8 protein-coding genes and 1 riboswitch are annotated in these 11224 nt (G+C 44.0%); of the genes, 6 read left to right on the forward strand and 2 right to left on the reverse strand.

The annotated features are described in order from the left end of the window. Nucleotides 1-140 precede the first annotated feature (140 nt). Nucleotides 141-737 carry a TetR/AcrR family transcriptional regulator gene (locus tag IWT5_RS03865; RefSeq protein ID WP_089108625.1) on the reverse strand — a complete coding sequence of 199 codons (597 nt, stop codon included), beginning with the start codon at nucleotides 735-737 and terminating at the stop codon, nucleotides 141-143. A 273-nt stretch (nucleotides 738-1010) separates the two neighbouring features. Here IWT5_RS03865 and IWT5_RS03870 point away from each other — a divergent pair, with 273 nt between their 5' ends. The 3 genes from IWT5_RS03870 (at nucleotide 1011) to IWT5_RS03880 (ending at nucleotide 5544) form a co-directional block, all read left to right on the forward strand. Then, complete coding sequence (locus IWT5_RS03870) at nucleotides 1011-2492, forward strand: hypothetical protein (protein WP_089108626.1); 1482 nt, start codon at nucleotides 1011-1013, stop codon at nucleotides 2490-2492. 138 nt (nucleotides 2493-2630) lie between these two features. Then, a riboswitch (TPP riboswitch) is annotated at nucleotides 2631-2722 on the forward strand. An 87-nt stretch (nucleotides 2723-2809) separates the two neighbouring features. Beyond that, a complete protein-coding gene (gene allB / locus IWT5_RS03875) occupies nucleotides 2810-4192 on the forward strand; it encodes an allantoinase AllB (RefSeq protein WP_089108627.1) in 1383 nt (460 codons plus the stop codon). Next, entirely contained in the window at nucleotides 4189-5544 is a 1356-nt protein-coding gene (locus IWT5_RS03880) for an NCS1 family transporter (RefSeq protein ID WP_089108628.1), read from the forward strand. The genes allB and IWT5_RS03880 overlap by 4 nt, the downstream gene beginning before the upstream one ends. 58 nt (nucleotides 5545-5602) lie before the next feature. Here IWT5_RS03880 and IWT5_RS03885 read toward each other — a convergent pair whose 3' ends face one another. After that, on the reverse strand, nucleotides 5603-6091 hold the full coding sequence (locus tag IWT5_RS03885) for a pyridoxamine 5'-phosphate oxidase family protein (RefSeq protein ID WP_159459282.1): 489 nt from the start codon (nucleotides 6089-6091) through the stop codon (nucleotides 5603-5605). A gap of 770 nt (nucleotides 6092-6861) precedes the next feature. Between IWT5_RS03885 and metE the strand changes: the two genes are divergently transcribed. The 3 genes from metE (at nucleotide 6862) to IWT5_RS03900 (ending at nucleotide 11063) form a co-directional block, all read left to right on the forward strand. Then, entirely contained in the window at nucleotides 6862-9132 is a 2271-nt protein-coding gene (gene metE / locus IWT5_RS03890) for a 5-methyltetrahydropteroyltriglutamate--homocysteine S-methyltransferase (protein ID WP_089108630.1), read from the forward strand. After that, nucleotides 9119-9985, forward strand: coding sequence for a methylenetetrahydrofolate reductase [NAD(P)H] (metF, locus tag IWT5_RS03895; protein ID WP_089108631.1), 867 nt, complete (start codon nucleotides 9119-9121; stop codon nucleotides 9983-9985). Before metE ends, metF begins: the two co-directional genes overlap by 14 nt. A gap of 427 nt (nucleotides 9986-10412) precedes the next feature. Then, nucleotides 10413-11063, forward strand: a complete 651-nt coding sequence (locus tag IWT5_RS03900; protein ID WP_191981274.1) for a sugar O-acetyltransferase — start codon at nucleotides 10413-10415, stop codon at nucleotides 11061-11063. The last annotated feature ends 161 nt before the right edge of the window (nucleotides 11064-11224 follow it).

Consider the following 11224-nt stretch of genomic DNA (forward strand, 5'->3'; position numbering starts at 1 on the left):
AATTTCTCCCTCATTATTTAAACGACGAAGGCTCGTATACGTGATTACGTATGCGAGCCTTTTAGTTTGCCGGAAACGTTATTGAAAAAAGAGGAGGTATCGTGCATTCACGCACGATACCTCCTCTTGTGCTAACTATATTAGTCAGCCGAAAATTTAAGCGAAACAGCAACTTTTTTCATTGCTTCAATACTCTTACTGATAACGGTGATGAGATCATCTATTGGAGAGGCTGCTTGAGTAGTTAGCCAATCGATAATTGTACCGATTAATCCACAAGAAGCGAATCCAACTGCGGCCCGATATTTCACATTAGACGTGTCAACGTGTTCTGCGTCTAAGACTGAATAGACGATTAGTGTATTCATCCGTTTAAGCGACTCAAGATTATCACCATGACTAGTTAAAGCCTCGAACAGTTGCTGATTATCAACGACGAATATGACGATTTGCGCTGCTAGTGGCGCAAAATTGCTGTCCCCATCACGCGGATAGTACCGTTTAAAAATCCCCGTGAGCTGATTAACGACATCAGCCACGACTGAATCATATAGATCGTAGACATCCTTATAGTGAATGTAAAAAGTACCTCGACCAATGTCACTAGCTCTAGCAAGCTCAGCAACAGTAATCTTATCAATTGGTTTATCTTGCAATAATTTAACAAGCATCTTTTTCAATTGACGCTGGGTCTTTTTTGTTCGACGATCTGGTTGATCACTCTGCTTAGAAACCATTCTGCGGCCTCCTCTAAGTCGAGCTATCACCCGATTACCCCCTCTATAATTACTGGACAATATAAGTTGATTTGTCTATTAATAGACTCACCGAAAACTTCTGCGTATTGTACAGAAACTATACCTCTATTATATTAGAGATAATAATAAATACAACACATTTACCAGATTATTGTAAGCGTTTTCTGACTGTTTGACATTTTGTATTTAAGAGTTAGGTATCAAAGCGTGGATAACTGCGGGGGTTATCAAGCTTTTGGGGGGAATAGGTTTATGGATTATTTAGCTTTTTTGGAGAAGGATGAACAGACCAAACTGTCTATTTTAGCCATGTTGGCAGAGAATGACACACACGTTATTCAATCAAAACAGGTACTAGACCAATTATCACTGACACGCTACAAATTTAATCAATTAGTCGAAACACTGATCAAAGAACTGAAGCAAATTAAAAGCTGTTATTTCCAGTTAACGATTAAAGATGGTCAGCTGGTGTCAGAGCATATCGATTATTCAATTTATCAACAGATGCGGTTACTGTACTTAAAGCAATCACCACGGTTCCAGGTCTTTGAGTATGAGTATATTAACTCGTATCAAGAATCACGACAGAAATTTTTAGCCGATCATTATTTAAGCCAGTCAAAGTATTATTCATTGCGGGGGCAAGTTGAAAATCTCCTTGATAACCAAGATTTGATGCAAGCCAGACAACAAGGGGGCGGCCTGCATCCCGAATTAGTTGAGCGGGCAAGAATAACCAGCGTTTACTACCACTATTTTAACGGTATTGAAGATCCATTTCCTGAACTCAAGAAAGAAACATCCCAATTTTGCAATTTCTTATGTATGACTTTTGGTCTGTCCTTGACGCCAAGTGAACGGCTGAAGTTACGGATGTTCTTCCAGGTTCAAGTTAAGCGGATGGCCGGACGTCACTTTCTGAATCTTCATGACTTAGCAACGTGGCAACACGACGCCCGGTTACCGTTTTTGAAAAATTATTACTTAAAAAACGTTAAGAATAGCGACGAAGCGGACGTTGATTCGGAAATGTGTTACCTGTTTCTATTTTTAAAGAGTCAGCGAATCGTGAAGTCGGTGCCGGTTAAGTTAAGCGCCCAGATTCAGCAGCAGTATAGTCGAATTAACCAGAAATTCAAATCTGCTTTAAGCAAAACACCGGTCTTAAATCAGCAGCTTTTTTCAGAAGTTCAGCAAGAACAAGTTTCCCAACATTTAGCTAGCTTAACGATTTGGCTGATGATTTTTGACTACTTCGAATTAACTGAAATTAGCCCTTCTGAAAAGCCTGACATTCAGCAGAGTTTTCCAGCGTTAGCAGTGTTGGGCAAACAGCTAGTTAAAATTGCTACAGAGACGTTTAACCTACACCTTGAGCCTGAAGTACAAGCTAGATTGCTCAAATGTTATATTAAGAGCCTGATCGACGGTATTCCAAGTGACGTCATCCAAGATAACGTCACCATTTGTGTGGATTTTGTTAATAGCATCGTGCCGATGGATTATTTTGCCAAATTGCTGACGGTTAATCTCGGCAATGGCATCTCGTTAACCAACCAATTAAGCAGTGATGTGGATATCTTTCTTTCCGATATTTTTGTTTCGAGTATTAAAGATATTCCTCAGGTCACTTGGCTAAATCCATTAAATTCTTCAAACTGGAAATTGCTGCAGAAAACTATAGCGGAAGTTAAACAAACGAAGCTGCAACAATTCCTAGAAGCAAGCTAGATGAGTAACTGATACTTAAGCGTCCCCATTGATTTTAGTGCAGGACATTTGGGGCTATCCGTAGTAAATGGCTGTAAACACTTGACTTATTTCAGTAAACTCGTTTTAATGGGAATGAGTAACATCGAATTTAATAAACATTGTGGTCTGGGGTGCTAGTGATAGCTGAGAGATACCCAAATAACCTGATGCAGTTCGTACTGCCGTAGGGAGCGCCATGTTAGTCGAACAGACTACCAGTCCATTTGAGAATCATTCAAGTGGACTTTTTTATTTGCTGAGCGACCAGTCACAGTGTTGGCTTGGAGGAACGAAACATGCAAGTAGCAACGGTTATCAAGAACGGTTTGATCGTCACGCCAACGGGTGTGGTGAACGGTGATTTAGCGATTAAAGATGGCAAAATTGTGGCCATTGGTGAAGGCTCATTATCAGCCAAAGAAGTCATTGATGCACAGGGACAGTTGGTTTTACCGGGAATGGTGGATGCACATGTCCACATCAACGAACCGGGGAGAAGTAACTGGGAAGATTACCATACTGGCAGTCAGGCGCTGGCGGCTGGTGGGACGACTAGTATGGTCGTCATGCCGTTAAATGCCTTACCTGCTCGTACGACTGCGGCTGAATTTAACCGTCACCGTTTGATTGCTGAGGGACAGTCCTACATTGATTTTGCGTTGTATGGTGGCCTGGTTCCGGGTAATCAAGCTGATATTGGTCCAATGGCAGAGGCGGGTGCAGCCGGGTTTAAAGCCTTTATGGCGACTACCGGCAGTGATGAACCAGGTGATTTTCATAACGTTGATGATTATGATTTGTACCGGGGCATGCAGGCCATTGCCAAAACTGGTTTACGGCTGTCACTTCATGCCGAAAATGCCGTGCTGACTGATCGACTGGCAGCGGATGAGATTGCCCACCACCACACGGATATTCAGGCTTATATTGATTCAAGGCCGCCAATGGTGGAAGTGGAAGCTGTTCGGCGGGCACTGTATTTAGCAAAACAAACGGGCTGTAAACTGCATTTTGTTCACCTTTCAACCGGCGAGGCTGTGCGTGAAGTTCAACGTGCACAAGCGGCGGGGCAGGATGTGACCTGTGAAACCTGCGTTCACTATTTGGCATTGAATACGGACGATTTTAAGCAAATTGGCCCACTAGCCAAATGTTCACCCGTGTTGCGGACACCTGAAATTCAGGATGATCTATGGCGGGAAGTTCAAGCTGGTCACGTCAATGCGGTCACTTCTGACCATTCACCAGCTCCCGCTGAAATGAAAGCCAATCCCAATGACAATATCTTTGAAGTTTGGGGCGGTATTAGCGGTGCTCAAAATAATTTAGACCTCTTCTATGACGTCGCGGTTAAATCTGGCCGGTTAAGTATTCAGCAATTTGTACAGCTAACCGCCGCGGGTCCGGCTAAGCTGTTTGGTCTAAAAAGCAAGGGTGAACTTAGAGTTGGCGCGGATGCTGACGTTGCCTTCTTGAATCCTAATCAAAGTTATACGCTTCGTGCAGAGGACTTGTATTACAAAGATAAACTTTCGGCTTACGTGGGCCGACATATTAATTGCCGGGTGACAAGGACGTTGCTACGAGGAAAGACGATTTTTGAACTTGGACAGGGGTTTGATGATCAGCCTAACGGTAAGTTTCTGACGAATGAGCATGTGGCGGAGGGCGTAAGATGACACCGCAAACGATCGCACAGCAGGCAAATCAGACAGTCGCAGATGACTTGAAGCCGATCGCTGATAACGACCGCCGGGTAGGCGTGCTGGCTTACATGGCGATGTGGCTTGGCGATGGTTTTAATATTGGTAACATTACGCTGGGGTCATCGATTGTCGTCGCTGGTGTCGCAACGATGAATCTGCTCCAAACAATGGTGGCATCAGGTATTGCCATCATCATCATTTCCTTGATTTTTACCCTCAATGACCGCTTTGGTTACCGAACTGGTGCACCGTATGTGATTCAGCTTCGACTATCATTTGGTGTAAAGGGGGCCAAACTAGCCAGTTTATTTCGTGGAATCCCCGCCATTGTGTGGTTTGGTTTTCAATCCTGGACTGGCGCACTGGCACTAAATCAAATTGGGCTGACGCTATTTCACTTAACTCGTAACCATACGTTTGAGTGTTTCTTAATCCTGCAAATCGTCCAGGTCGTCATGGCACTGTGGGGCTTTCGGTCGATCAAACTGGTCACGGGCTTTATCGCGGCAGTTGTGATGGTTGCTATGTTAGGCGTATTTGTCATCTTGGTGACGCAGCATCAAACTGTCATTCAGCAGCGATTGATGGCTCCTGCAGGCTCGTGGGGATTACCCTTCTTCGGTTTCATTGTCGCCTTTTTAGGGAACTACACCGCTATCTTTGAATCCGCCGCGGACTATTCCCGTGAGCTGAAGCCCAATTTGAGTGACCAAAAACGAGGGTTGCTGTACCTCGTCCCGATTGGACTGGCATATGGCATGACCATTTTAACGGGCGCCATGTTAGCCGTCGTGACTGGAATCGCAAGTCCCGTGACGGCCATGGCCCATTTATTGAATAGCAGCTGGATGACGGTGATGGTGTCATTTTTCATCGTTTTAGGCACCGTGACCACCAATACGGTTGCCAATATCATGCCGCCAACTTATATGCTGACTTCGTTACTGAAAATGCCGCAGCAGTTAGCCACGACAATTGTCGGTCTTTTAGCGGTGGCTACTTGTCCGTGGTTATTAGTGCAGGATAGTTCAGCGCAGGGGTTAGCCGTCTTTATCCACCTGTATTCGATTTTCTTAGGGCCAATGACCGCGATTATCCTCATCGAGTATTACTGGCACCGGCATCAACACATTGATCTGACGGCATTGTATGACGATCGTCAGCAGCCGAAGTTTACTTGGCGAGCACCGCTAGCACTGGTAGTGGGGGCGGTTTCAGCAGCCTTTCTCGTTAATTTATCGTGGTTTGTGGGATTCTTTGTTGGCGGGCTGATTTATTGGCAGCTTGGTATCAGCAAAACAGTTCAGAGGGATGTTAAATTTTAACCATCAAAAAACCGATTTCCTAGATGATTAGGAAATCGGTTTTTTTTGTGAGGCAACGTTATTCTGCTTTGTGGATTTTACCCGTGTATTGGTCGACATCGATTCGGATGACGCCCACATAAGCCAAATCTTGATCAGTGATTTCACCCGGCATCTCGTGGCCAATCACATGTTTTAGCAGTAGTCGCAAGGCATGTTCTTTTTCTTTAGGATCTGAAATTAAGGTTGCCTTACCAGTCCCTAAAACGCTTCTGTAAAAGTAGCCAAATTCACGCAGGGGTAAGTTCCCTTTAGGCGCATCCAGACTGGAATCCGCAATGATGCTAAAGGAAACTTCAGGGTTAGCCGCAATTAAAGCACGCTTTTTACCCGTTGAGGCACCGTGGATGTAAAGGACCAGGTGATGATCTTTAACTTCGTAAGTAAAATTGGTTGGGACAACGTAGGGTGCCGGAAAATCGATAATTCCTAGGTTAACAATTTTTGCCTTATCAATAATCTCTAGTTTGGTAGCTTCATCAGTAATTTCACGATCAGAACGTCTCATCATTCAGCCTTCATTCATTATTATTTAATTTCAGTATAGAATAACTCATACCGTTAGTATAGCGTGAATGGACTAAATTCATTCGATATGATAAATATAAGATGAGCGGGTTGACATTTTTATCTAATGAGTTTACCATTTAACCCATAATATGAAAAACAGATTAGAAGATGAGTAACGTTCTCAACTTTAATGAGAGAGCTGCGGTTGGTGAAAAGCAGTAAAGGGCGAGCGTGAAGATGGTCTTCTACGAAATAGGGTACTCGAACAATCGCAAGAGTATCATGGGTGTGCCCATTACAGCACGCGGGTATCAAAGGTACCCAGTGAGGAAACCGGTGTGAGCTGGTTTCAAATTAAGGTGGTAACACGAGAAATCGTCCTTATCTTCGCGTAAATGCGGGGGTGGGGGCGTTTTTTTGTAAGGTGCGGAGCCTGGCAAGGTGCGGAACCTGGCGTTAAGAGACTGGAGCCTAAGGGGCTGGCAACAAAAACCCCGAACTTGGGTTTTAGTTGTTAGCCCCTTAGGTGCAAGTCTTTGCCAGGAGTAGCCCAATTAGTCTACATAACAGCAATGCACAATCACCGTAAAAACCATCCAAGAAAGGAGAGACCCACAGTGACTAAAATCTACTACCTACATTGTCATAAGATTTCAACTGCCAGTTTCTTACTTGGTGACGGCATTGATGGGCAGGTCATGTGCCTACTGGTCAATGATTAACCTATTCGCAATTAAATCATGAATAAAGATAAGGGAGACTTGATATATGACAACAACTATTATTGGCTATCCACGAATTGGTAGCCACCGAGAATTGAAATTTGCCGTTCAAAAGTACTTTAAAAAAGAAATCACGGCCAGAGAATTGGCGCAAACCGCTGCAGAGTTACGTCAACAGAACTGGCAGACAATCAGTGATGCCGGTATCGACCAATTAGTTTCAAATGATTTCTCATACTACGACACAACTTTGGATACTGCTAATTTACTGAACATTATCCCAAAGCGGTACAAGGAATTGAATTTATCACCATTGGATGAATACTTCGCCCAAGCGCGTGGCTATCAAGGTGATAAGGGTGATGTGACCGCGTTAAGTATGAAAAAGTGGTTCAATACGAACTATCATTATTTAGTACCGGAATTTGAAGATGACACCGAAGTGAAACTAGTGGGCACCAAGATTTTTGACGAATATCAGGAAGCTAAAGATCAAGGCTACCAAACCCGGCCAGTTATTCTTGGCCCTTATACATTACTACAGTTAGGTGCTTTTGAAGGCCAAAAGAAAGCCACTGATTTTACTAAAGCTATTGTCAGTGCTTACGAAGCCATTTTTGAAAAATTAGCTAGCCTAGGTGCTGAATGGATTCAGTTAGACGAGCCTCAACTGGTTAAGGATCAATCAGAAGCTGATTTGGAACTCTTTACTGACCTCTACAAACCACTATTGAGTAACAAGCATGGCTTGAAAGTGCTAGCACAGACTTACTTTGGTGATGTTCGCGACAGTTATGACTTGTTGACCTCGTTAGATTTTGATGGTCTTGGGTTAGACTTCCATGAAGGTGACGAAAGCCTGAAGTTAGTTCAGTCAAAAGGGTTCCCTGAAGACAAGGCCCTATATGCGGGCGTCATCAATGGTAAGAATATCTGGAAGGCCAACTACGATCAAAAACTCGATTTAATCCATAAGTTACCTAAGACCAACATTGTGCTTAACACGTCATGTTCATTGCTCCACGTCCCATATACTTTGGAAAATGAACCGCAATTAGATGAGAAATACAAGAAGTACCTTTCATTTGCCAAAGAAAAACTTACTGAACTGGTCGATCTTGACCATATTCTTGGCGGTTCAGGCGACGATGCGCTGAAGACCAACGAAGCGCTGTTTGCTAAGCCTCGTTATGAAGAAAATCAAGCGATTATTGATAAAGTTGCTTCATTAAAAGAGAGTGACTTCAAGCGTGAACCTTCATTTGCTGAACGGGCAGCCATTCAAAAGAAAGAATTTGATTTGCCGGAATTACCGACGACCACGATTGGTTCCTTCCCACAGACTCGCGAAGTTCGGCGCAACCGTGCGAAGTACAAGCGTGGGGAAATTACCAAGGAACAGTATGATCAATTTAACCGCGACAAAATCAAAGAGTGTGTTGAGTTCCAAGAAAAAATTGGGCTGGATGTCTTGGTACACGGTGAATACGAACGCAACGACATGGTTGAATACTTCGGTGAAAAACTGGACGGCTTCCTGTTTACCAGTAACGCTTGGGTTCAATCATATGGGACCCGCTGTGTGAAGCCACCAATCATCTGGGGTGATGTTAGCCGCAACGCGCCAATCACTGTTGCTGAATCAGTTTACGCGCAAAGTCTGACTGACAAGCCGGTGAAGGGGATGCTGACTGGTCCAGTAACGATCTTGAACTGGTCGTTCCCTCGTGAAGACATCTCCAAGAAAGAAAGTACCCTGCAGATTGCCTTAGCGATTCAAGAAGAAGCCCTGGATTTGGAAAAGAACGGCATTAAGATTATCCAAATTGATGAAGCTGCTTTGCGTGAAAAATTACCACTGCGGAAATCAGATTGGTACAGCCGTTACCTTGATTGGGCTATTCCAGCATTCCGCCTAGTTGGCAGCAAAGTGCAGCCAACGACCCAGATTCATACGCACATGTGCTACAGTGAATTTGGCGATATTATTGACGCTATCGATGCCATGGATGCCGATGTCATTTCATTTGAAGCCTCCCGTGCGGACTTAACGTTATTGGATACGCTCCAAAAGTCTCATTTTAAGACCCACGTTGGTCCTGGTGTTTACGATATTCACTCACCACGGATTCCATCTGAAAATGAAGTTGCTGGTACGATTCATAAGATTTTGAAGAAGGTACCGTTACAAAACGTCTGGATCAACCCAGATTGTGGACTGAAGACACGGGGAACAACAGAAACCACAGCTAGTCTGGAAAACGTCGTTGCAGCAACGAAGGAAGTTCGCAAGGAACTCGCACATGAAGGTCGTTGATTGTTTCAAAGAACGACCCGTGATCTCGTTCGAAATATTTCCGCCACGGCCAAACGCCAGTGAAAAGGCCATCGAGCGGTTCTATGACAACCTTGATGTGTTAGCCAGTTTAAAGCCAGCCTACATCAGTGTGACGTATGGTGCGGGTGGTAGCGACAACAAGTCTGGGACGTTGGCTTTATGCTGTTACATTAAGCAGCATTATGGTATCGAAGTTGTCCCGCATATTCCCGGTATCAACTTCACGAAATCGGCCGTTAAAGCCTATTTGGCAGATCTGAAAGCAGCCGACATTGAAAATATTTTAGCGCTGCGAGGGGACTTACCAGCGGATGGTAAGTCTCAGGGTGATTTTCAATACGCGAGCGATTTAGTCAGTGAAATTAAACGTGATGGTGATTTCAATATTCTGGGGGCCTGTTATCCAGACGTACACCCAGAAGCTAAAGATAGCGTAGAAGATATTAAAAATTTGAAGTGCAAAATCCACGCAGGTGTGTCGCAGTTGATCACCCAGCTATTCTTTGAAAATGAACACTATTATCAATTCTTAGAACGTTGTGAATTGGCGGGTATTGACGTTCCGGTGCAAGCCGGAATCATGTCAGTGGTCAATGAACGCCAAATCAGGCGGATGGCAACTATGAACGGTGTCGGCTTACCGCCAAAGTTCTTAAGAATGATGAATCATTACCAGGATAATCCAATTGCAATGAGGGATGCAGGCACGGCCTACGCCATAGATCAAATCGTGGATCTATTGTCAGAGGGTGTGGATGGCATCCATCTCTATACGATGGATAATCCCGTCGTTACCCAGAGAATTTGTGGCGCGATTGAAACGCTGATTTAGAACAAGGTGTGAAGCGAGGCGGTTAAAGAGCGGAGTGTAAGGGGCTAACATCGAAATCCCCGAACTTGGGATTTGGTTGTTAGCCCCTTACATGCAGCTCTTTGCCGAGCGGAACCCAATTAGAACAAGGTGCGAAGCCAGACGGTTAGAGACTGGAGCCTAAGGGACTTGCAACGTAAACCCTGGGTTTGGGCTTATGTGGTAAGTCCCTTAGGTGCAAGTCTCTGTCTGGAGTAGCCTGATTAGGAAAGGTGCAGCTCTCTGCCGAGCGGAACCCAATTCAGCAAAATAAACTCAGCACGCAAAAGGCATCGCTATCCAGAGAGGTAGCGGTGCCTTTTTAGTGGTGAACTTGTCAGCGTCAATTGATTCGCACTAATTTTGTTGTATAATATTGGTACGTATAAATTAAGTGAGGAGTTCACTGATGACTAAGAATATTGAATTAGAACATATGCTGAATGGTGAATTGTACCACCAAACACCTGAATTACTGGAAATTCGGATGAAGACACGAGACTTATTGTTTGAGTATAACCACTTAAACTACCGTGATCTACCAAGCCGCAAACGGATTTTAAAAGAGATGTTTGGCAAAGTAGGTCAAGAGTATTTCATTGAATTACCTTTCCATACTGATTATGGCTTTAACGTTAAAATTGGCGAGAATTTTTTTGCTAATAATAATTTGACGTTACTTGATCCGGCAACTATTGAAATCGGCGACAACGTTTTGATTGCGCCTAATGTCGGTATCTATACTGCTGGTCATGCGTTAGACCCAGCATTGCGGGTTCAGGCGCACGCTGAATATGCGATTCCAGTCAAGATTGGTAATAACGTTTGGATCGGTGCCGGTGTAACGGTCTGCCCAGGCGTGACGATTGGTGATAACAGCGTGATTGGTGCGGGTGCGGTTGTGACCAAGTCGATTCCTAGCAACTCACTGGCGTATGGTAATCCGGCACACGTAGTACGGCAGCTTGATGAGCGCGATAAGCAATACTACTTTAAGCAGCGGGAAGTCACACGGGAGTACCTGGATATGCTTAAAAAAGATGAGGCAGTTCATAAATAGTTAAAATGGATTTGTTTGCATCGTCATTTCAAGGATGACGATGTTTTTTTCTACCATAAGTCAAGTATGAAGCGACTTACGAGATGAATTTATTTTGATAATGTATCGAAAATAGCGCACACTAAATAAGCCTTAAGCTTGTCTGATTTTTTGGATAATGG

It is taken from the genome of Secundilactobacillus mixtipabuli (genome assembly GCF_002217925.1).
Classification (GTDB): Bacteria; Bacillota; Bacilli; order Lactobacillales; family Lactobacillaceae; genus Secundilactobacillus; species Secundilactobacillus mixtipabuli.

What these genes read in the sequence shown, in the direction of transcription:
- IWT5_RS03865 (WP_089108625.1), bottom strand. Translation starts at nt 737, where the DNA reads ATGGTTTCTAAGCAGAGTGATCAACCAGATCGTCGAACAAAAAAGACC.
- IWT5_RS03870 (WP_089108626.1), top strand. Translation starts at nt 1,011, where the DNA reads ATGGATTATTTAGCTTTTTTGGAGAAGGATGAACAGACCAAACTGTCT.
- allB (WP_089108627.1), top strand. Translation starts at nt 2,810, where the DNA reads ATGCAAGTAGCAACGGTTATCAAGAACGGTTTGATCGTCACGCCAACG.
- IWT5_RS03880 (WP_089108628.1), top strand. Translation starts at nt 4,189, where the DNA reads ATGACACCGCAAACGATCGCACAGCAGGCAAATCAGACAGTCGCAGAT.
- IWT5_RS03885 (WP_159459282.1), bottom strand. Translation starts at nt 6,091, where the DNA reads ATGAGACGTTCTGATCGTGAAATTACTGATGAAGCTACCAAACTAGAG.
- metE (WP_089108630.1), top strand. Translation starts at nt 6,862, where the DNA reads ATGACAACAACTATTATTGGCTATCCACGAATTGGTAGCCACCGAGAA.
- metF (WP_089108631.1), top strand. Translation starts at nt 9,119, where the DNA reads ATGAAGGTCGTTGATTGTTTCAAAGAACGACCCGTGATCTCGTTCGAA.
- IWT5_RS03900 (WP_191981274.1), top strand. Translation starts at nt 10,413, where the DNA reads ATGACTAAGAATATTGAATTAGAACATATGCTGAATGGTGAATTGTAC.